Annotated in this window: 18 protein-coding genes; 12 read left to right on the top strand and 6 right to left on the bottom strand. The window is 69.9% G+C overall.

The window, feature by feature from the left end:
- Nucleotides 1-6: 6 nt before the first annotated feature.
- The 3 genes from xerD to ABGI63_RS14910 all read right to left on the bottom strand — a co-directional run bounded on the left by xerD (nucleotide 7) and on the right by ABGI63_RS14910 (nucleotide 2,638).
- A complete protein-coding gene (gene xerD / locus ABGI63_RS14920; protein WP_349743174.1) occupies nucleotides 7-921 on the bottom strand; it encodes a site-specific tyrosine recombinase XerD in 915 nt (304 codons plus the stop codon).
- A 61-nt stretch (nucleotides 922-982) separates the two neighbouring features.
- Nucleotides 983-1,960 carry a tripartite tricarboxylate transporter substrate binding protein BugE gene (locus tag ABGI63_RS14915; RefSeq protein WP_262970616.1) on the bottom strand — a complete coding sequence of 326 codons (978 nt, stop codon included), beginning with the start codon at nucleotides 1,958-1,960 and terminating at the stop codon, nucleotides 983-985.
- Between the two features lie 114 nt (nucleotides 1,961-2,074).
- On the bottom strand, nucleotides 2,075-2,638 hold the full coding sequence (locus tag ABGI63_RS14910) for a chalcone isomerase family protein (RefSeq protein WP_349743173.1): 564 nt from the start codon (nucleotides 2,636-2,638) through the stop codon (nucleotides 2,075-2,077).
- 136 nt (nucleotides 2,639-2,774) lie between these two features.
- Here ABGI63_RS14910 and ABGI63_RS14905 point away from each other — a divergent pair, with 136 nt between their 5' ends.
- Complete coding sequence (locus ABGI63_RS14905; protein ID WP_349743172.1) at nucleotides 2,775-3,683, top strand: AEC family transporter; 909 nt, start codon at nucleotides 2,775-2,777, stop codon at nucleotides 3,681-3,683.
- Here ABGI63_RS14905 and queG read toward each other — a convergent pair.
- Nucleotides 3,633-4,763 carry a tRNA epoxyqueuosine(34) reductase QueG gene (gene queG / locus ABGI63_RS14900; protein WP_349743171.1) on the bottom strand — a complete coding sequence of 377 codons (1,131 nt, stop codon included), beginning with the start codon at nucleotides 4,761-4,763 and terminating at the stop codon, nucleotides 3,633-3,635. The genes ABGI63_RS14905 and queG overlap by 51 nt on opposite strands.
- Between queG and tsaE the strand changes: the two genes are divergently transcribed.
- Both tsaE and ABGI63_RS14890 read left to right on the top strand, forming a co-directional pair.
- Entirely contained in the window at nucleotides 4,764-5,252 is a 489-nt protein-coding gene (gene tsaE, locus ABGI63_RS14895; RefSeq protein ID WP_349743170.1) for a tRNA (adenosine(37)-N6)-threonylcarbamoyltransferase complex ATPase subunit type 1 TsaE, read from the top strand. It begins immediately after the preceding gene.
- Nucleotides 5,249-6,646 carry an N-acetylmuramoyl-L-alanine amidase gene (locus ABGI63_RS14890; RefSeq protein WP_349743169.1) on the top strand — a complete coding sequence of 466 codons (1,398 nt, stop codon included), beginning with the start codon at nucleotides 5,249-5,251 and terminating at the stop codon, nucleotides 6,644-6,646. Before tsaE ends, ABGI63_RS14890 begins: the two co-directional genes overlap by 4 nt.
- 10 nt (nucleotides 6,647-6,656) lie before the next feature.
- On the opposite strand, the gene ABGI63_RS14885 is transcribed toward ABGI63_RS14890, so the two are convergent.
- A complete protein-coding gene (locus ABGI63_RS14885; RefSeq protein ID WP_349743168.1) occupies nucleotides 6,657-7,301 on the bottom strand; it encodes a DedA family protein in 645 nt (214 codons plus the stop codon).
- Nucleotides 7,302-7,362: 61 nt separating this feature from the next.
- On the opposite strand from ABGI63_RS14885, the gene mutL reads away from it, so the two are divergent.
- The 8 genes from mutL to ABGI63_RS14845 all read left to right on the top strand — a co-directional run bounded on the left by mutL (nucleotide 7,363) and on the right by ABGI63_RS14845 (nucleotide 18,037).
- Nucleotides 7,363-9,249, top strand: coding sequence for a DNA mismatch repair endonuclease MutL (mutL, locus tag ABGI63_RS14880; protein WP_349743167.1), 1,887 nt, complete (start codon nucleotides 7,363-7,365; stop codon nucleotides 9,247-9,249).
- Between the two features lie 33 nt (nucleotides 9,250-9,282).
- On the top strand, nucleotides 9,283-10,596 hold the full coding sequence (locus tag ABGI63_RS14875; protein WP_349743166.1) for a pseudouridine synthase: 1,314 nt from the start codon (nucleotides 9,283-9,285) through the stop codon (nucleotides 10,594-10,596).
- Nucleotides 10,593-11,813, top strand: a complete 1,221-nt coding sequence (locus ABGI63_RS14870; RefSeq protein ID WP_349743165.1) for a Bcr/CflA family efflux MFS transporter — start codon at nucleotides 10,593-10,595, stop codon at nucleotides 11,811-11,813. Before ABGI63_RS14875 ends, ABGI63_RS14870 begins: the two co-directional genes overlap by 4 nt.
- Nucleotides 11,810-12,745 carry a tRNA (adenosine(37)-N6)-dimethylallyltransferase MiaA gene (gene miaA, locus ABGI63_RS14865; protein WP_349743164.1) on the top strand — a complete coding sequence of 312 codons (936 nt, stop codon included), beginning with the start codon at nucleotides 11,810-11,812 and terminating at the stop codon, nucleotides 12,743-12,745. Before ABGI63_RS14870 ends, miaA begins: the two co-directional genes overlap by 4 nt.
- Nucleotides 12,732-13,397, top strand: coding sequence for an ABC transporter ATP-binding protein (locus ABGI63_RS14860; protein ID WP_349743163.1), 666 nt, complete (start codon nucleotides 12,732-12,734; stop codon nucleotides 13,395-13,397). Before miaA ends, ABGI63_RS14860 begins: the two co-directional genes overlap by 14 nt.
- The gene (locus tag ABGI63_RS14855) at nucleotides 13,382-15,898 is read left to right on the top strand and encodes an FtsX-like permease family protein (protein WP_349743162.1); all 2,517 of its coding nucleotides are present in this window, start codon (nucleotides 13,382-13,384) and stop codon (nucleotides 15,896-15,898) included. The genes ABGI63_RS14860 and ABGI63_RS14855 overlap by 16 nt, the downstream gene beginning before the upstream one ends.
- 133 nt (nucleotides 15,899-16,031) lie before the next feature.
- Nucleotides 16,032-16,931 (top strand): CPBP family intramembrane glutamic endopeptidase, encoded by a 900-nt coding sequence (locus ABGI63_RS14850; RefSeq protein WP_349743161.1) that lies wholly within the window; start codon nucleotides 16,032-16,034, stop codon nucleotides 16,929-16,931.
- Nucleotides 16,928-18,037: a lipocalin-like domain-containing protein gene (locus ABGI63_RS14845; RefSeq protein WP_349743160.1), complete on the top strand. Its 1,110-nt coding sequence runs from the start codon at nucleotides 16,928-16,930 to the stop codon at nucleotides 18,035-18,037. The genes ABGI63_RS14850 and ABGI63_RS14845 overlap by 4 nt, the downstream gene beginning before the upstream one ends.
- A gap of 10 nt (nucleotides 18,038-18,047) precedes the next feature.
- On the opposite strand, the gene ABGI63_RS14840 is transcribed toward ABGI63_RS14845, so the two are convergent.
- The gene (locus ABGI63_RS14840; protein ID WP_137940868.1) at nucleotides 18,048-18,857 is read right to left on the bottom strand and encodes a GGDEF domain-containing protein; all 810 of its coding nucleotides are present in this window, start codon (nucleotides 18,855-18,857) and stop codon (nucleotides 18,048-18,050) included.
- Between the two features lie 107 nt (nucleotides 18,858-18,964).
- Between ABGI63_RS14840 and ABGI63_RS14835 the strand changes: the two genes are divergently transcribed.
- The gene (locus ABGI63_RS14835; protein ID WP_349743159.1) at nucleotides 18,965-19,312 is read left to right on the top strand and encodes a hypothetical protein; all 348 of its coding nucleotides are present in this window, start codon (nucleotides 18,965-18,967) and stop codon (nucleotides 19,310-19,312) included.
- Nucleotides 19,313-19,327 lie beyond the last annotated feature (15 nt).

The following is a 19,327-nucleotide window of genomic DNA, read 5'->3' as shown; positions in this document are numbered from 1 at the left end:
CCCGACTCAGCCCCTTGGATGGTGAGCCGCGTGGATCGCCTTCAGCCGCTCGCGCGCCACATGGGTGTAGATCTGCGTGGTCGACAGGTCGGCATGGCCCAGCAGCAGCTGCACCGCGCGCAGATCGGCGCCGTGGTTGAGCAGATGGGTGGCGAAGGCGTGGCGCAGCGTGTGCGGTGACAGCGGCGCGGTGATGCCGGCCTGCAGCGCGTACTTCTTGACCAGCTTCCAGAACATCTGCCTCGTCATGCCATCGCCGCGGATCGTGACAAACAGCGCGTCGCAGCGCTGGCCCTTCAGCAGGGTAGCTCGCGCCTCCTGCAGATAGCGCAGCAGCCAGCTGTGCGCCTCCTCGCCGAAGGGAACGAGGCGCTCCTTGGCGCCCTTGCCGGTGATCCGCAGCACCGCTTCCTTGAAGCCCACATGCACGCTCTTGAGCTCGACCAGCTCGCTGACCCGCAGGCCGCTGGCATACATCAGTTCCAGCATCGCGCGGTCGCGCAGGCCCAAGGTGTCCTCCACCTCGGGCGCCGCCAGCAAGGCCTCGACCTGGGCCTGGCTCAGCACCTTGGGCACGCGCAGCGGCTGCCGGGCATTGGCCAGGCGCAAGGTCGGGTCCTCGGCCAGCGCCTGCTCGCGCAAAGCCCAGCGGTAGTAGCGCTTGAAGACACTGAGTCGGCGGTTCGAGCTGGTCGCGCGGCTGCCCTCATGGCGGGCCGCCGCATAGCCCAGCAGATGCAGCTCCCGCGCAGCGTCCAGCGCCAGGCCATGCGCCTGTGCCAGCCAGTCGGCCAGCAGACTCAGATCGCGCCGGTAGGCCGCCAGCGTGTTGGCGGCCAGACCATCCTCGATCCACAACATCTCGACGAAGCGTGCGATCGCCGCCTCGCTGGCGGCACGCGCAGACGATTCCTTGTCCATCCTTGCCTTCCAAAGAGAAAGGGCGCACGCGGCGCCCTTGGTCACTGCTGCAGCGCCCGGCTCAATCGAGCTTGAGCTTCTGCTGCTCGACCACCTTTTTGTAGACCTCGAACTCGGCCTTGGTCTGGGCCGTGAACTGCTCGGGCGTGTTGGCCACGATCAGCGAGCCGGTGTCCTCGATGCGCTTCTTCACATCGGGCATCTCGACGGTCTTCTTGACCGCCGCCGCGACCTTGTCGATCACCTCCTTGGGCAGGTTCTTGGGACCATGGATGCCGTAGTAGGCCATGCGGTTGACCGGCTCCAGACCGACTTCCTTGAAGGTCGGCACATTGGGCAGCACGGCCAGGCGATTCGGCGCGGCCACGACGATGGGGATCAGCCGGCCGTCCTTGATGAAAGGCAGGGCCGAGGGCAAGTTGTCGAAGATCATCGGCACCTGGCCGGCCACCGTGTCGTTGAGCGCCGGGCCGGCGCCGCGATAGGGGATGTGCAGCACGAAGACATTGGCCAGGCTCTTGTAGAGCTCCATCTGCAGATGGCCGATGCCGCCGGTACCCGAGCTGGCGAAGCTGTACTTGCCAGGGCTCTTCTTGAGCTCGGCGACAAAGCCCTTGTAGTCACGCGCCGGGAACGAGGGGTGCACCGCGATCACATTGGGCGTGGCCGCCACATTGATGATGGAGGTGAAGTCGGTCAGCGGGTTGTAGGGAATCTTGGGGTTGATCGCGGGGTTCGACGCGGTGGTCGACACCGTGGCCATGCCCAGCGTGTAGCCGTCCGGCGCGGCCTTGACGATTTCGTTGGCGCCGATCGAACCGCCGCCGCCGGCGCGGTTGTCGACCAGCAGGTTCTGGCCCAGATGGGCCTGGATCTTCTCGGCCAGCACGCGCGCGACGATGTCGGTGGTGCCACCCGGCGCAAACGGCACGATCAGGCGCACCGGCTTGGCCGGATAGCTCTGGGCCAGGGCCAGCGGGGCGACCAGGGTAGCGGCGCTCAGGGCCACACAACGACGTATCCAGACTCGACGGCTCATCAGCGGTCTCCTTTTATGCGGAAATTCTCAGGGCAGTTCATTGATGTTTCTGGCGCGATGCTAACCACGCCCACCAGAGCCCATGCTAGCGGAACTACGTACAGCCCCCGGCCCTCAGTCACCTGCGGCGCCCAGCAAGCCGGCCTTGAGCCGCTTGTCCACCGGTCGCTCGCCGAGAAACACCTTCAGCAGGGCCAGATAGAACTCCGGCCCGGCAATCGCCGCGCCGATGGCTTTGCCGTTCAGGCTGATCAAGGTGCCCTGCTCGGGCAGATAGTCCATATCGATCAGGTCCTTGCTGCGCACCTTGGCGACGGCACGCAGCTGGGTGTTGAACTGCTCGATCTTGTCGGGCAGCGCGGCCTGCTCGGCCTCGCTGCAATTGCGCCGCACGCCCTTGGCGATGGCCTTGACGAACTCCTCGGTGCCGACGTCCAGCAACATGCGGATGCGGATGCGCTTGGGGCCAGGTGTTGCGTAGACCGCCGCCGGCGTGCTGGCGCTGCGGCCAAGGTAGAGGGCCGCCAGATAGCCCTTCAGCACCGCCACCGCCCGCATGCCGACGCCGTTGAGCGTCAGCGCGCTGCCGCCCAGCTGCAGCTTGTCGTCGAAGTCATAGCCCTCGTAGCGGCGGGCCAGCGCCGGCGCATTGATGCCCAGGCCCAGCAACGCGGCCATGAGCAGGCGGCGCCGTCGGTTCGGCACAGCCTTGCGGGGGACCCCACGGAAAAAAGCCATATCACTCTCCTTGCCCCAAGCCTAACGCAGCCGGCACACCCCAGGCCGACAGCGCCCCGATGGCACACTGCCGGCCATGCCTGCCGTACCTGTTGTTCCCGACTTCCTGCTGCTACTGCCCGACGCGCTGCTGATACTTTGCGGTTTTTTACTGTGCCGCTACACGGCGCTGAACCGGACTATCTGGGAGGCCACCGAGAAGCTGGTGTACTACCTGCTGTTCCCGGTGCTGCTGTTCAACTCCATCGTGCGCACGCCGCTGCAGCCGGCCGAGACCCTGAGCCTGGCCGGCGCCGGTGTGGCCGTGGTGCTGGCCGGTGTCGCGCTGGCCTACGGGCTGAAGCTCTGGCCCGGCGTCGATGCGCGCGCCCATGCCTCCGGCGCCCAGGTGGCGTTCCGCTTCAATTCCTATATCGCGCTGGCGCTGGCCGAGCGGCTGCAGGGCGCGCAGGGTGTGGCCTGGGTAGCCCTGCTGGTGGCGCTGTGCGTGCCGATCTGCAATGTGGCCGCCGTCTATCCGCTGGCCCGGCACGGTGGCCAGGGCCTGTGGCGCGAGCTGGCGCGCAACCCGCTGATCCTCAGCACCGTGGCCGGACTGATCGCCAATCTGATGGGGCTGAAACTGCCCGAGGCCGCCGCGCTGACCTTGAACCGCATCGGCCTGGCCGCCCTGCCGCTGGGCCTGATGGCGGTGGGCGCCGGCCTGCGCTTCGGCGCGCTGCGCGATGCACCGCGGCTGGCCGCCGCGCTGCTGGCGATCCGCCATGCCGCCCTGCCCTTGCTGGCCCTGGGCCTGGGCCACGGGCTGGCCTTGCCGGCCGGCCAGCGTGTCGTGCTGCTGACCTTTGCGGCCCTGCCGACCGCGTCGAGCGCCTATGTGCTGGCCGCGCGCATGGGCGGCCATGCGGCCTTTGTGGCCGGCCTGGTGACCCTGTCAACCGGGGTGGGCATGCTCAGCCTGCCGTTCTGGCTGAGCCTGTTGTAGCGCCCATTCGATGTGCTCGGCCAGCAGTTCGCTGGCGCTCGGCAGCGCCTCCCGCAAGGCCAGGCTGATGCCCTGGTCCGAGCCGGCGCGCAGCGCATTGCCCATCGCCACGGCCAGATTGCGCCGCCAGCGCGCATGGCCGATGCGGCGGATCGCCGAACCCTCGGTGAAACGCAGGAACTCGGTCTCGCTCCAGGCCCACAGCGCCAGCAGGCCGGGCGCGCGCAGCGGCTCGCGCTCGTCGAAGTCCGGCAGCGTGCTCTTGCCGGCGAACTTGTTCCAGGGGCAGATCAGCTGGCAGTCGTCGCAGCCGTAGATACGGTTGCCGATCAGCGGCCGCAGCTCGATGGGGATGGCGCCGTCATGCTCGATGGTCAGATAGGAGATGCAGCGCCGCGCATCGACCCGGTAGGGCGCCACGATGGCGCCGGTGGGGCAGGCATCGATGCAGGCCGTGCACTGGCCGCAATGGGCGCTGACCGGTTCCGACAGCGGCAGCGGCAGGTCCAGATAGATCTCGCCGAGGAAGAACATCGAGCCATGCTCGCGGTGCAGGGTCAGCGTGTGCTTGCCGCGCCAGCCGATGCCGGAGCGCGCGGCCAGTTCCACCTCCAGCACCGGGGCCGAGTCGGTGAAGACGCGGTAGCCGAAGGGCCCGATGGCCTGCTCCAGCCGGGTCGCGAGCTGCTGCAGCCGGGCGCGCAAGACCTTGTGATAGTCGCGGCCCCGGGCATAGATCGACAGCTGTGCGCGCTGCGGATCGCCCAGGCCCTGCCACTCGACGGCCTGCCAGTCCTCCACACCGGCGCGTGGCCGGTAGTCCATGCGCACGGTCAGCACCCGCAGCGTGCCGGGCACCAGCTCGGCCGGGCGGGCGCGCTTGAGGCCGTGGGCCTCCATATAGTGCATAGCGCCGTGAAAACCGGCCGCCAGCCAGGCCGTCAAGCCGGGTTCGGCACTGGCGAGATCGATATCGGCCACGCCAATCTGTGAGAATCCCAGCTCAAGCGCCCAGGCACGCAATTGCAGCAGCAGCGCTTGCGCGTCCTTGTCACCGATTTGCTGTGGAGCCTCGTTCATTTGCGCATTCTAGAAAGCCGCCACCTGCTGTGGCCCGATGAAGCCGCCACCGAGGCCTTTGCCGCCCGGCTGGCCCAGGCGCCGGGCCTGATGAATGCCAGCATCGAGCTGCACGGCTCGCTGGGCGCCGGCAAGACCAGTCTGGTGCGCCATCTGCTGCGCGCGCTGGGCGTGACCGGCCGCATCAAGAGCCCCAGCTACGCGGTGCTGGAGAGCTATGAGCTGCGAGATTGGGGCGGCCAAGGCGAGGTCAGCCATTTCGATTTCTACCGCTTCGCCGACCCGCGCGAGTGGGAGGATGCCGGTTTTCGTGAGATTTTCACCCGGCCCGGGCTCAAGCTCAGCGAGTGGCCGGAGAAGGCCGAGGGCATGCTGCCGACGCCCGATCTGCGCATCTGGCTCGCCACCCAGGACGACGACAGCCGCCGGGTCGAGCTGCAGGCCTGCACCCCCGAGGGTCAGGCCTTGCTGCAAGGGCTGCCGGCATGAGCCGCCGCCAGGCTCTGCGCCAGATGGGCGCCCTCGTCTTGCTGTTGCAGACGCCGACCCTGCTGCGCGCCGCGCCGGGCGGCGCCAGCATCGTCGCCGTGCGGGTCTGGCCGGCGCCCGACTACACCCGGGTGACGCTGGAGTCCGACCGGCCGCTGGCCGCCAAGCATTTCCTGGTCGACAGCCCGCACCGGCTGGTGATCGATATTGACGGGCTGGAGCTCAGCGCCGGCCTGCGCGAGCTGCTGGGCAAGATCAAGCCCGATGACCCCTATATCAGCGCGGTGCGGGTCGGCCAGAACCAGCCGCGCGTCGTGCGCATCGTGCTGGACCTGAAGCAGCCGGTGGCGCCGCAGATCTTCACGCTGGAGCCGGTCGCGGCCTACAAGGACCGCCTGGTCTTCGACCTCTACCCGCAGCAGGAGCGTGATCCGCTGCTGGCGCTGATCCGCGAAAAGGAGCAGGCCGAGACCCAGGCCGCGCAGGCGGTGCAGGATGCGCTGGGCGAGCTGATCGGCCGGATCGAGAAGCCGGCCGCCCTGCCCCCGGTTGCTGCAGCGCCATCACCCGCGCCGTCCCCTGCGCCCACCACACCGCCCGTCACAACATCAGCTTCAGCCCCAGCGCTGCAGACCCCGGCGCCAGCGCCAGCGCCCGGCCCGATCGACCGCAGCAAGCTGGATCGACTGATCGTCATCGCGCTGGACCCCGGCCATGGCGGCGAAGACCCCGGCGCCATCGGCCCCAGCGGGCTGAAGGAAAAGGATGTGGTGCTGGCCGTGGCGCTGAAGCTGCGCGACCGGCTCAACAGCAACCCCAACATCCGCGTGATGATGACGCGCGATGCCGACTTCTTCGTGCCGCTGCAGGAGCGGGTGCGCAAGGCGCGGCGCGTGCAGGCCGATCTGTTCGTCTCCATCCATGCCGATGCCTTCTTCACGCCACAGGCGCGCGGTGCCTCGGTGTTCGCGCTGAGCCAGGGAGCGGCCACCAGCACGGCGGCGCGCTGGATCGCGGCCAAGGAGAACCGGGCCGATCAGGTCGGCGGCGTCAACGTCGCCTCGGTCAAGGACCGCGAGGTGCTGCGCGCGATGCTGGACATGAGCACCAGTGCCCAGATCAAGGACAGCCTCAAGCTCGGCTCCGAGGTACTGGGCCAGATCGGCAAGGTCGGCCGCCTGCACAAGAAGGCGGTCGAGCAGGCCGGCTTCGCGGTGCTGAAGGCGCCGGACGTGCCCTCCATCCTGGTCGAGACGGCCTTCATCTCGAATCCGGAGGAAGAGGCCAAGCTGCGCGACCCCGACTACCAGGCCGAGCTCGTCAACGCGCTGGCCACCGGCATCGCGCGCTACTTCGCGAAGAACCCGCCGCTGGCGCGGCATCGCTCGCTGTAGCGCCCTGGGCTCAGGCCACCTGCTGGCGGCTGGCCTTCCAGCCGCCGTAGATCGCGATCAGGCCCGGGATGATGATCATGGCCCAGATGATCTTGCTCAGATGGGTCTGCACAAAGGGGATGTTGCCGAACAGATAGCCGGCCACGGTGATCCCGACCACCCATATCAGGGCGCCGACCACGTTGTAGAGCGTGAACTTGCCACGGCTCATCTCGGCCACACCGGCCACAAAGGGAGCGAAGGTGCGGATGAAAGGCATGAAGCGGGCGATGATGATGGTCACGCCGCCGTTTCTTTCGTAGAACTCGTGCGCCGCATTGAAAGCGCGCTTGTTGAAAAAGCGCGACTGCTCCCACTGGAACACCTTGGGGCCGAAGTAGCGCCCGATCAGGTAGTTGGTCTGATCACCCAGAATGGCCGCGATCAGCAGGACGGTGATGGCCAGCGGCAAGCTCATCACGCCGGTGCCGCACAGGGCGCCGACCACGAAGAGCAGCGAATCACCCGGCAGAAATGGCATCACCACCAACCCGGTCTCGACGAAGACGATCAGGAACAGCAGGGCATAGACCCAGGCGCCATAGGCCTGCACGAACGCGGCAATATGCTTGTCCACATGCAGGATGAAGTCGATCAGAAAGCTCGCGAATTCCATGGCGGCGGATTATGACCGGGCTTGATACCGCGTCGATGACAGGACTTCTTACAATCGGCCCATGGATTTGTCTTCCCCCAGCGTGCCGGCGACCCAGCGCCGCGCCATCCGCGAACTCCCCGATGAACTGATCAGCCAGATCGCCGCCGGCGAGGTGGTCGAGCGCCCGGCCTCGGTGGTGCGCGAGCTGGTGGACAACGCGCTGGATGCCGGCGCCACCCAGGTCAACGTCAAGCTGATGGCCGGCGGCGTGCGCAGCGTCGTCGTCGAGGACGATGGCCTGGGCATTCCGGTCGAGGAGCTGCCGCTGGCGCTGAAGCGCCACGCCACCAGCAAGATCCGCAATCTGGACGAGCTGGAATCGGTCGCAACCATGGGTTTTCGCGGCGAGGCGCTGGCCGCGATCTCCTCGGTGGCCGAGATGGCGGTGTCCAGCCGCTGCGAGGGCGCGGCCCATGCCCACCGGCTCGATGCCCGCTCCGGCGAGCTGGCGCCGGCGGCACGTGCCCGCGGCACCAGCGTCGAGGTGCGCGAACTGTTCTTCAGCACGCCGGCGCGCCGCAAGTTCCTGAAGACCGATGCGACCGAGCTGGCCCATTGCCTGGAATCGGTGCGCCGCCATGCGCTGGCCCGGCCCGATGTCGGCTTCACCGTCTGGCACGAGGGCAAGCTGGTCGAGCAGCTGCGCATCGCCAGCTCCGAGCAGCGCCTGGCCGATGTGCTGGGCGCCGAGTTCATGGCCGAAAGCCGCGCGGTGTTCGCCGAGACCGGCCCGCTGCGCGTCTACGGCCGCGCCGGCCTGCCGGAGGCCGCGCGCAGTCGCGCCGATATGCAGTACGTCTATGTCAACGGCCGTTTCGTGCGCGACAAGCTGATCGCCCACGGCATCCGCTCGGCCTATGAGGATGTCCTGCACGGCCACCGCCAGCCCTGCTATGTGCTCTTCATCGAGATCGCGCCCGACCGGGTCGATGTCAATGTGCATCCGACCAAGATCGAGGTGCGCTTTCGCGACGGTCGCGAGATGCACCAGAAGGTGCGCTATGCGGTGCAGGATGCGCTGGCGCTGTCGCGCAGCAGCGAGGCGACGGCCGCCACGCCCGCCATCGAGCAGGCCCAGCAGGCCGCCGCCGGTGCCACCGGTTTCCGTCCGGCGCCCGGCCATCCGCCGGCCTGGTTCGCTCAGCCGGCCGCCGAACCCGCCCCCGGTTACGGCGGCGCAGCACCCAGCTGGCGCAGCCCGATCGCCAATAGCGCGCAAGTCTCGCTGGGACTGGCCGAAGTGGCGACGCTGTACGGCCAGCCGGCAACACCTGCCCCCAGCCCTGCGTCTCACGCCGCTGCCCCCGCCCTGCCCCAGCACGACTGGCCGCTGGGCCGTGCCATCGCCCAGATCCAGGGCGTCTATGTGCTGGCCGAGAACGCCCAGGGGCTGATCATTGTCGATATGCATGCCGCCCATGAGCGGGTGGTCTACGAGCGGCTCAAGGCCAGCCTGGGGGCCGCCGCGATCGAGTCGCAGCCGCTGCTGATCCCGGTCACCTTTGCCGCGACGCCACAGGAGATCGCCACCGCCGAGGCCCAGGCCACGACCTTGGAGCGCCTGGGCCTCGATATCGCGCCGCTGTCGGCCAAGGTGCTGGCGGTGCGGGCCCGGCCGGCCGCGCTGGCCGGTGGCGATGTCATCGAGCTGGCGCGCAGCGTGCTGGCCGAGCTGGCCCAGTTCGACGCCAGCCAGGCCATCGAACGCGCCCAGCACGAGATCCTCGCGACCATGGCCTGCCACGGCGCGGTGCGCGCGAACCGCCAGCTGACGCTGGACGAGATGAATGCCCTGCTGCGCGATATGGAGCGCACCGAGCGTGCCGATCAGTGCAATCATGGTCGCCCGACCTGGCGCCAGCTGACCATGCGCGAGCTCGATGCGCTGTTTTTGCGCGGTCGCTGATACGCAGCCGACCGCCACCCCGAAGGAGCCGTGATGGCCACATTGAAACTGAACAAAAAGAACAACAAACCCGGCGCCGTCGACAAACCCGAGGGCGAGCGCCGCGGTCCCTTGCGCGGCAAGGGCGTCTCGCGCCCGCGCCAGAGCTTGGCGGCGGCCCAGACCGAACGCGCCGAACGCCAGGCCGCTTTCGAGCAGCGCCGTGCCGCCGAGGAAGCTCAGCAGCAGCAACGCCCAGCTGCGGCCCGGCCGCCGCGCCGCGACGATGCCCCGCGCTTCGAGGACCGTCGCCCGCAACGCCGCAGCGAAGGCGCACAGCCGCCCTACGAACGCCAGGACCGCCCCGTGCGCGGCCCCCGGCCCGAGTTTGCCGGTGAGCCGAGCCGGCGCGATCCGCGCCATGAGCCGCAGCGCTATGAGCAGCGCCCGGAGGCCCGTCAGGAAGACCGCCAGGAGCCGCGCCGCGACCAGCGCCGCGCCACCGGTCCGCGCCCCAACATCCGCCCGCCAGAGCCGCGTGCCTTCCCGCTGCGCCCGGCGCCGCGTCACCGGGACGACGACGATGACGACGACAACTACCGCGACCCGAGCAGCGAGGGCGAACGCCTGTCCAAGCACATGACCGCGCTGGGCATGGCCTCGCGGCGCGAGGCCGATGAGTGGATAGGCGCGGGCTGGGTGCGGGTGGACGGCAAGATGGCCGTGCTGGGCCAGCGCGTCCAGCCGGGCGTGAAGATAGAAATCGACCCGCGTGCCCACAAAGAGCAGGCCAAGCAGGTCACCATCTTGCTGAACAAGCCGATCGGCTATGTCTCCGGCCAGGCCGAGGACGGCTATGAGCCGGCCTCGGTGCTGATCAAGAGCGCCAACCAATGGAGCGAAGACCCCTCGGGCCTGAAATACCACATCGGCCACAGCCGTGGCCTGGCGCCCGCCGGCCGCCTGGACATCGATTCGACCGGCCTGCTGGTGCTGACCCAGGACGGCCGCGTCGCCAAGACGCTGATCGGCGAGGACTCCAAGGTCGAGAAGGAATACCTGGTGCGCGTCGAGCTGGCCGGCGAAGGCGCGCCGATGGCGCGCTTCCCGGCGCAAGACCTGGCCCTGCTGAACCATGGGCTGGAGCTGGACGGCGTGCAACTGAAGCCGGCCAAGGTCAGCTGGATCAATGACGACCAGCTGCGCTTCGTGCTGCGCGAGGGCCGCAAGCGCCAGATCCGCCGCATGTGCGAGCTGGTCGGGCTCAAGGTCGTCGGCCTGAAGCGGGTGCGCATCGGCCGCATCAATCTGGGCCATCTGCCGACCGGGCAATGGCGCTTTCTGTCGCCCTGGGAGCGCTTTGATTGAAAACGCCTCTCGCACCGACGCTGGGCTGGCAGATCGCCGCGCTGGCCCTGCTGCTGGGCCTGCAACCGATCAGCACCGATCTCTACCTGCCGGCCCTGCCCGCGCTGCGCGCCGATCTGGCCGCGCCGATGGCGGCCACCCAGCTGACCCTGTCGGCGCTGATGCTCAGCTTCGGCTTCGGCCAGCTGCTGCTGGGCCCGCTCAGCGACCGCATCGGGCGCCGGCCGGTGCTGCTGGCCGGCCTCGCGCTGTATGCGGGGGCCGCGGTGGCCGGCGCGCTGGCGGCCGACATCTGGCTGCTGGTGGTCTGCCGCGCGCTGCAGGGCCTGGCCCTGGCTGCGGCCGTGGTCGGCGCGCGCGCGATGCTGCGCGACTGGTTCGAGCCGCAGCAGGGCGCTCGCGTGATGGCGCGGGCCCTGGGCGGCCTCGGTGTGCTGGCGATGCTGGCGCCGCCGCTGGGCGGGGCGCTGGCGGGCGCCTTCGGCTGGCGCTGGGCCCTGCTGGCCATCGCGCTGGCCGGCGCGGCAGCGCTGGCCCTGGTGGCATTGCGTATCCCCGAGAGCCTTGCAAGACCTGACCCCGAGGCGCTGCGGCCGCGCCGCCTGCTGGCCAACTGGGCCCTGGTGCTGGCCCACCCCTCGTTTCGCGCCTACACCCTGCTGACCAGCCTGGCCTACGGCACGCTCTACACCTTTCTGGCGGCCTCGGCCTTTGTCTTCATCGAGGTGCTGGGCCTGTCGCGCGGCCATTACGGCCTGCTGGTGGGTCTGGGCGCCGGCCTCTATGTGCTGGGCACCCTGCTGTGCCGGCGCTGGCTGGCGCGGCTGAGCCTGGCCCGCACGGTGCGGCGCGGCGCCTTCTTCACCTTCATCGGTGCCTGCGGCCTGGGCCTGGCCGCCTGGGTCTGGCCGCCCTCGGTCTGGGCGCTGATGATTCCGCATGTCTTCGTCATGCTGGGCCATGGCGTGCTGCAGCCCTGCAGCCAGGCCGGCGCGGTCGGCCCCTTCCCCAAGCAGGCCGGCGCGGCGGCGGCGCTGTCGGGCTTCGCCTCGGCCCTGGTGGCCTTCGCGCTGGGCGGCTGGCTGGGCCTGAGCCTGGACGGCACGGTGCGGCCCATGGCCGCGACCATGATGGTGCTGGGCCTGGCCGCTGCCCTCTGCGGCTGGACCCTGGTGCAGTCGCAGGAGCGGCATTTGCGGCCGGTGGTGCCCGCATGAAGCTCAGCCCGATCTGCCTGGCCGGCCCGACCGGCTGCGGCAAGACCGCCGGCGCGCTGGCGCTGGCCGAGGTGCTGCCTATCGAGATCATCAGCGTCGACTCGGCCCTGGTCTATCGCGGCATGGACATCGGCACGGCCAAGCCCATGCCGGCCGAGCTGGCCGCCGTGCCGCACCACCTGATCGACATCCTCGACCCGCTGGACAGCTACAGCGCCGCGCAGTTCGCCAAGGACGCGCAGCGCCTGGCCGCCGAGATCCTGGCGCGCGGCAAGCTGCCGCTGCTGGTCGGCGGCACCATGCTTTATTTCAAGGCCTTGTTCGATGGCCTTTCGACCCTGCCGCAGGGTGATGAGGCCCTGCGCACCCGGCTCGATGCCGAGGCCGCCGCGATCGGCTGGCCGGCCATGCATGCGAAGCTGGCCGAGGTCGACCCGGTCACTGCGGCCCGCCTGGCGCCCGGCGACTCGCAGCGCATCCAGCGCGCGCTGGAGGTCTGGCATCTGGCGGGCAAGCCCTTGTCCCAATTGCATGCCGAGCAGGAACGCAGCGCCGGCGTCGACTGGCCGCTGCTGTCGCTGGAGCCCAGCGACCGCGCCTGGCTGCATCAGCGCCTGGCGCAGCGCTTCGAGCAGATGCTGGCGCAGGGCCTGATCGCCGAGGTCGAGCGCCTGCGCGCGCGCGGCGATCTGCATCTGGGCCTGCCTGCCATGCGCTGCGTCGGCTACCGCCAGGTCTGGGAGGCCCTGGACGCTGGCGACATGAAGACCCTGCCCGAGCGCGGCATCGCCGCGACCCGGCAGCTGGCCAAGCGCCAGCACACCTGGCTGCGCAGCATGCCGCAGCGCCAGGTGATCGCCTGCGAGTCGCCCGAGGCACCGCTGCATCTGCTGGCCGCCGTGTACCGGCTGCTCCACGATGGCGGTCCTTGAGGCCCGCGGCCTGGCCAAGCGCTACGGCGACACCCCCGTGTTCGCCGGCATCGAGCTGCGCCTGCAGGCCGGCGAGCTGGTGGCGCTGCTGGGCGAATCGGGCTGCGGCAAGTCCACCCTGCTGAACTGCCTGGCCGGCCTGGACCGGCTCGATCAGGGTCAGGTCTTGCTGGCCGGCCAGGACATCGCCGCGCTGCCCGAGCAGGCCCAGGCCTTGCTGCGCCGCCGCCATCTGGGCTTTGTGTTCCAGGCCTTCCATCTGCTGCCGCATCTGACGGTGGCCGACAACGTCGGCCTGCCGCTGCTGCTGCTCGGTGCGCCCGACGCCGGCCGCGTGCGGCAGATGCTCGCGGCGGTGGGTCTGGACGGGCTCGATGCCCGCCTGCCGCGCCAGCTCTCCGGCGGGCAGTTGCAGCGTGTCGCGATCGCCCGCGCGCTGGTGCACCGCCCGGCCCTGGTGCTGGCCGACGAGCCCACCGGCAATCTGGACCCGCGTCACGCCGCCCAGGTGCTGGACCTGCTGCGCCAGCAGTGCAAGCAGGAGGGCGCGGCCTGCCTGCTGGTGACCCATTCCGAACGCGCCGCCGCCGCCGCCGATCGCGGCCTGCTGATGAGCGATCAGCACGGCCTGCAGCCATGGCACGCTGGCTGATCGCGCTGTCCTGGCCGGCGCTGAAGGCCCAGTGGGGCCGCCAGCTGCTGGCCTTGCTGGCGATCGCGCTGGGCGTGGCCCTGGCTTTCGGCGTGCAGCTGCTGAACGGCTCGGCGCTGGCCGAGTTCAGCGCGGCCCAGCGCAGCCTGGCGGGCACGCCCGATCTGCTGCTGCGCGGCAGCGACGGGCGGCCGCTGGACGAGGCCCTGCTGGAGCGGCTGATGCAAGCGCCCCAGGTCCAGCAGGCCGCGCCGGTGATCGAAGGACAGGCCCAGGTCTTGACGGAGGGGCGCTTCGCCCTGCGCCTGCTCGGCCTGGATGCCTTGCAAACCGCCCAGTTCAATCCGGCCCTGCTGCCCCGGGCATTTGACGAGGGCCAGGCCCTGCAGTCGCTGCTGGCACCGGACGCCCTCTTCCTGAACGAAGCGGCGCTGCGGCGCCTGCCCAGCCCGCGCCCGCTCAGCGTGCGGCTGCGGCTGGTGGGCGAGGATGGCCGGGCTCGCGATGTCGAGCTGCGCCTGGCCGGCAGCGTCGCCGCCCCCGGCGCACCGCTGGCGGTGCTGGACATCGCGGCGGCCCAGGCCCTGTTCGGCCGGCTCGGCCGGCTGGACCGCATCGAGCTGCGGCTGCAGCCCGGGGTACAGACTCAAGACCTGACCCTGCCCGAGGGCAGCGTCGCCGCTGCGCCGCAGGACGAGCAAGACCAGATGGCGCGGCTGACCCGCGCCTACCGCGTCAACCTGGGCGTGCTGTCGCTGATGGCCTTGTTCACCGGCGGCTTTCTGGTGTTCGCGGTGATCTCGCTGTCGGTGGCCCAGCGCCTGCCGCAGCTGGCGCTGCTTGGCGTACTGGGCATGAGCGCGCGCGAGCGCATGCGCCTGGTGCTGGCCGAGGCCGCACTGCTGGGCCTGCTGGGCAGCGGCCTGGGCCTGGCGCTGGGCGCCGGGTTGGCCGCGCTGGGCCTGCGCCTGCTGGGGGGCGATCTGGGCAGCGGCCTGCTCGGCGGCCCGCTGAGTGGCAATGGGCCGGCCTTGCGGCTTGAGCCCTGGCAGATGCTGTTGTTCGGCGGCCTGGGGCTGGCGGTCAGCCTGCTCAGCGCGCTGCTGCCGGCCTTGGCCGTGCGGCGCATGGCGGTGGCCCAGGTACTCAAGGGCCTGGGCACCGAGTTGCAGACGCGGTTGCCGCGCGGGCTGGCGCCGGCCCTGCTGCTGGCCGGCATGCTGCTGGCGCTGTTGCCGCCGTTTGGCGGCGTGCCGCTGGCCGCCTATCTGGCCATGCTCTGCCTGCTGATGGGCGGCATCGCAGCCATGCCCGGCCTGGTGCGCCTGCTGACTCGGCTGCTGCCAGGCCGGCGCAGCGCCGGTCTGATGCTGCTGAGGGAGCGCGCCCGCGACCAGGCCGGCGCGGCCACGCAGATGCTGGCCGGCGTGCTGGTGGCGCTGGCGCTGTCGGTGGCGATGCTGGTGATGGTGCACAGCTTCCGTGCCTCGCTGCAGGACTGGCTGCGCCAGATGCTGCCGGCCGACCTCTATCTGCGCAGCAGCCTTCGCGAGGCGCCGCTGGCACCGGACTTCATCGAGGCGGTGCGCGCCAGCGGCCTGGCGCAAGACCTGGCCCCGCAGCGCAGCCGCCGCGCCTGGGCCGGCGATCAGACCGAGCTGAGCCTGCTGGCACGCGCCATCCGCGACGAGAACCGGCTGCCGCTGGTCGGGCCGCTGGCCGAGCCGCCGGCGCCGGATTTGATGCCCGTCTACATCAACGAGGCGATGCGCGACCAGCAGGCGCTGCGGCCCGGCGCGCGGCTGGCACTGAGCCTGAGCCCCGGCTCAGCGGCGCCGCCGACCCTGCAGTTCTTCGTGCGCGGCGTCTGGCGCGACTACAGCCGCCAGAGCGGCGCGCTGCTGATGTCGCTGGCCGACTACCAGCGCTGGAGCGGTGACAACCGCATCACCGAGCTGTCGCTGTGGCTGGCGCCGGGTTCTGACCCCGTGCAGGCCCAGGCCAGGCTGCGCGCGCTGGCCGCCGACCCGGCCGATCTGGAGCTGGCCGCCACCGGCGAGCTGCTGGCGCTGTCGCTGCGCCTGTTCGATCGCAGCTTCGCGGTCACCTACTGGTTGCAGGCGGTGGCGCTGGGCCTGGGCCTGTTCGGCATCGCCGCCAGCCTGTCGGCTCAGTTGCTGGCGCGCAAACGCGAGTTCGGCCTGCTGCGCCATCTGGGCTTCACCCAGGCCCAGCTGCAGCGCCTGCTGGTGCTGGAGACGGGGCTATTCACCGCAGCCGGCGCCCTCGCCGGCCTGGCCCTGGGCCTGGGCGTCAGCGCGGTGCTGGTCTGGGTGGTCAACCCGCAGAGCTTTCACTGGAGCATGGAATTGAGCCTGCCCACCGCCCGCCTGGCCGCGCTGCTGCTGGCGGTGATCGCCGCCTCGCTGCTGACCGCCTGGGCGAGCTTCGCCAAGGCCGGCAGGGTCGATGCGGTGCAGGCGGTGAGGGAGGATTGGTGAGTGCCGCAACGCGCCTGTCGGCGGCTTCTGCAGGTCGAGAGGGCCATGGCGCAGTTCGTCATTCGGGCCGCTTGGCCAGCGCAGCTCGCTCTGATACTGCGCGCCAGCCCTCACCGCTTCAAGGAGCACAAGAATGAAAAACATGCTGGCCACCGCCCCGATACCACCGCATCCAGCGTCTGACCGCGCGGCCAGGCCCTCGCTGCTGACCCGCTATGCCTTGCTGAGGGTGCTGCTGGGCGCCTTGATGGTGATCGCAGCGATGTCGGTCGTGATGGTGCTGGCCGAGAACCTGCCCAAACCCGCACGCCTGCTGTGGCCGCAGTTGCTGGCGACGGTGCTGATGGCGGCCGCCTTTCGTTTCTATGCCTTGCGCATTGATCGCCGGCCCGCCGCCGAGTTCGCCAGCGCTGGTGCAGCGCGCGAGCTGGGTCTCGGTCTGCTGGGCGGTGCGCTGCTGGTGGTCACGGTGTTTGGCGCTTTGTCACTGCTGCAAGTCTTTCATCTGCAGGGCATGCATCCGATCGGACTGGCGACATTGAAATCATTCGGGGACATGACCCTGGTGGCCGTGTTTGAGGAGTTGCTGGTGCGCGGCATCCTCTTCAAGGCGCTGGAACGGGTGCTGGGCAGTGTGCCGGCCTTGCTGGCTTCGTCACTGCTGTTCGGCCTGGCGCATCTGCCCAACGACGGTGCCACCCTGCTGTCGACACTCAACGTCACCGTCGCCGGCATTTTGTTCGCAGCCGCCTACCTGGCCAGTGGGCGGCTCTGGCTGGGCATCGGCTTGCACCTGGCCTGGAACTTCTGTGCCGGCCATCTGTTCTCGGCGGTCGTGTCAGGGCACAAGGCCGAGGCCGGCCTGCTGTATGGCCAACTGGCCGGACCGGACTGGTTGACCGGCGGCGCCTTCGGCATCGAAGGCTCGGTCATCACGCTGCTCGCACTGCTGGGCACCTGTGCTCTGCTGCTGGCGTTGGCGCATCGCCGTGGCCGGCTGCTGCCACGATCATCCAGGCAGGCTGCGCCGTGATAGGCAGGCGCGGTTTGCTGCTCTGGGCCTTGGCCACGACGCCGGTCATCGCGGAGGCAGCGCCGGCCGTATCGGGCGTGTCGGGCATCAGCCGCCGCCCGCTGCAGTTCCCGCGCGACTTCGGTGCCCACCCCGAGACCGGCATCGAGTGGTGGTATCTGACCGGCTTGCTGGGTGCGGACGCGGCGCAGCCGCCGCTGTTCGGCTACCAGCTGACCTTTTTCCGCCTGCGCAACCGCGACCCTGCCGTGCAGTCGCATCCCAGCGGGCTGGCGCCGCGCCAGCTGCTGCTGGGGCATGTGGCGCTGAGCGATCTGCGCGCCGGGCGTCTGCATCATGAGCAGCGGCTGGCGCGCAGCAGCGCCGGCGGCATCCAGGCGGCCGAGGCCGATTGCGATCTGCGCCTGCGCGACTGGCGTCTGCGGCGCCGTGCCGATGACGACCGCTACCGTGCCCGCTTCGGCAGCGCCCATGCCGGATTCGCGCTTGACCTGGACCTGCACAGCGCGCTGCCGCCGCTGCTGCAGGGCGATGCCGGCTATTCGCGCAAAGGCCCCGAAGAGAGCCAGGCCAGCCACTACTACAGCCGCAGCCAGATGCAGACCCGCGGCCGGCTGAGCCTGGACGGGCGCTTGCTGACGCTGCAAGGCCACTCCTGGCTGGACCACGAGTGGAGCGACAGCCTGCTGGCGCCCGAGGCGGTCGGCTGGGACTGGCTGGGGCTGAATCTGCTGGACGGCAGCGCGCTGACAGCGTTCCGGCTGCGCCGCGCCGATGGCAGCAGCCTGTGGACCGGCGGCAGCTGGCGCGAGAGCGGCGGCCGCGTGCGCAGCTTCGGCAATGGCGAGCTGCAGTTCCGGCCCGGCCGGCGCTGGCGCAGCCCCGTTAGCCAGGCCGAGTACCCGGTCGAGTGGGGGCTGAGCACGCCTGTGCAGGCCGGGCTGCAGGTCAGGGCGATGTTCGATGCCCAGGAGATCGATGCCCGCGCCAGCAGCGGCCTGCTGTACTGGGAGGGCGCCAGCGAGCTGTTCGATAGCGACGGCCGGCTGATCGGGCGTGGCTATCTGGAGATGACCGGCTACACCCGGCGCATGGTTCTGCCTTAGTCGGCGGGCCCTAGCCGCTGGTCACGCTGGAGCGGCCCGGCAGCAGGCCGGCACCGGCACGCACGCAGTTGCGGCCGGCTGACTTGGCCACATAGAGCGCCTCGTCGGCATCCGAGATCAGGTGATCCAGCGTGATGTGCTCGGCATGCAGGGCCGCCACGCCGAGGCTGGCGCTGACCGGCACCGGCTCGCCGCGCCAGCTGAAGTCCAGCGCCTCGATGCGCTCGCGGATGCGTTCGGCCACGTCCAGTGCCCCCAACGGATCGGTGTGCGGCAGGAAGACGATGAACTCCTCGCCGCCAAAACGCGCCAGCACATCGGGCTGGCGCAGGGTCTCGATGCTGACCTCGGCAATCTCGCGCAGCAGCTGGTCGCCGCACAGATGGCCGAAGCGGTCGTTGACCTGCTTGAAATGGTCGATGTCCATCAGCAGCAGCGCGCAGGACATCTCGTAACGCTTGGCGCGCGACCATTCGCGCTCGACCAGCTCGAGAAAATGGCGGCGATTGAAGGTACCGGTCAGCGAGTCCAGCGTGGCGTGGCGGGTCATGTTCTTGTGCGCCTTGTCCAGGTGCTGGACCAGGCTCAGGAACAGGTAGCCGAACACGCTGGTGATGCTGATCGCACAGGTGCTGGCGGCCAGCGTCGCGATCAGGCGGTTGCCCTCGCCGAGCAGCGTGATGGCCAGCTGCGAGATGCCCACCGCCATCAGCCACACCGCCCCCACCAACAGGGCCAGCGCACGCCACAGGCCCAGCTTCTGCACCCACAGGTTCAGGGCCGGCAGCCAGGCGGGTGCTTCGACATCGTATTGCTGCATCGCGGGCCCATCGTTCTCGACAACAACGCTATTCGACCACAGGCCGACCCCTCCGCAGCGCCCCACCCCCAAGAGCAGGGCCCCAATATTGGCTACACTGCCGCCCCATGCGCCGCTTTGTGCTGATCCTGATGCTGACCTTGCTGCCGCTCCAGTGGACCTGGGCGGCCGCGGCCAGCTATTGCGAGCACGAGACCGAGGCCAGCGCCGCCGCGCATTTCGGCCATCACCAGCACGAGCATCAGGACAGCGGTGACGCCGATGCTGATGTCGATGGCAGCGGCATCGACGCCGATTGCCCCAGCTGCCATGGCGCGGTGGCCGGCATCATGATGGTACATCCCTCGAAGCCGCAGGACTGGCCGGCCGACAGCCAGGCCACGCCTTACCGGCGCTCGGTCACCGACGGCCTGCCCGAACGGCTGATACGCCCACCCCACACGTCCCCGGTCTGACGCTGCGACCGGGGC

The sequence above is a fragment of the Roseateles cavernae genome (assembly GCF_040187885.1).
In the GTDB taxonomy this organism is placed as follows: Bacteria; Pseudomonadota; Gammaproteobacteria; order Burkholderiales; family Burkholderiaceae_C; genus Roseateles_E; species Roseateles_E cavernae.
This window is presented reverse-complemented; position numbering and strand designations above follow the sequence as displayed.